General features: G+C 42.8%; 1 protein-coding gene. It reads left to right on the forward strand.

Going from position 1 to position 1,033, the window contains the following annotated elements:
* Window positions 1-125: 125 nt before the first annotated feature.
* On the forward strand, window positions 126-866 hold the full coding sequence (locus tag AACR75_RS00845; RefSeq protein WP_017049028.1) for a PhzF family phenazine biosynthesis protein: 741 nt from the start codon (window positions 126-128) through the stop codon (window positions 864-866).
* The last annotated feature ends 167 nt before the right edge of the window (window positions 867-1,033 follow it).

Consider the following 1,033-nt stretch of genomic DNA (forward strand, 5'->3'; position numbering starts at 1 on the left):
TAGTACAAAATTGAAGTTCAGTGTTTACGGTGTGTTTTTTAAGTTCGGCGGTGCGTTGTCAACCCCTTAGCCGGGCGTTAAATTGCAGTCAAGGATGGTGGATTATCAAAATTGATATTTATGATGTGTTTATTGGCGAGTCGGCCTTTGGCAACCCTTGCGGGGTACTAGAGCTAAAGAGCTGGCTTTCTGATACCGAGTTACATCAAATCACCCGTGAAGTTGGACAGCCTGTGACTTCGTTCATTACTCACATCGACGGACAGTTTCACATTCGCTGGTTTGCATTGGATGGTGAAATTAATCTTTGTGGTCACGGGAGTTTAGGTGCTGGTGCAGCGATCCTTTCTAAGTACCAGCTAGAAAATGTAGTTTTCAACAGTAAACATGGTGAAGTGGTGATTGCTAAGAGAAATGACCAATATTCATTGTTATTACCTAGTTGGGAAGGTAAGCCTTGTACCGTTCCACTAGAAATCTCTGATTTAGCGACTGATGCGATTGATGTTTTCTCTACCCGAGACTTAGTCTTGGTTCTGTCTTCGGTTGAGACTGTAATGAATTTCCAGCCAGATGATGAGCGCTTGAGAAAAATCAATGAATACCATGCTCTGATTGTAACGGCTGCAAATGGTAATAGTGGTTATGTTCTAAGATACTTTGCACCCCAAATTGGCATATCTGAGGATTTAGCAACAGGCTCAGCACAATGCTCTCTTGCACCGTATTGGTTTAAAAAACTTGGATCCGACTCATTGAATGTACGTCAACTTTCAATGTCAGGAGGTTATTTTGAAGTAGAGAGAACAACTGAAAATTCAATTACAGTATTTGCCCAAGCAAAGCGGCGAGCAATTGCAATTTAACAAACGGCTCAAGAGGGATTGCCAACGCGTGGCGGTTTTGGTGCAAAATTGAAGTTCAGTGTTTACAGTGTGTTTTTTGAGTTCGGCAGTGCGTTGTCAACCCCTTAGCCGGGCGTTATGCAACTCAGGTAAATTTAGGGGTTCAATCTTTTGGGATTTCTCCGGCC

Origin of the sequence: Vibrio sp. ZOR0018, assembly GCF_963865925.1 — a bacterium.
GTDB lineage: Bacteria > Pseudomonadota > Gammaproteobacteria > Enterobacterales > Vibrionaceae > Vibrio > Vibrio anguillarum.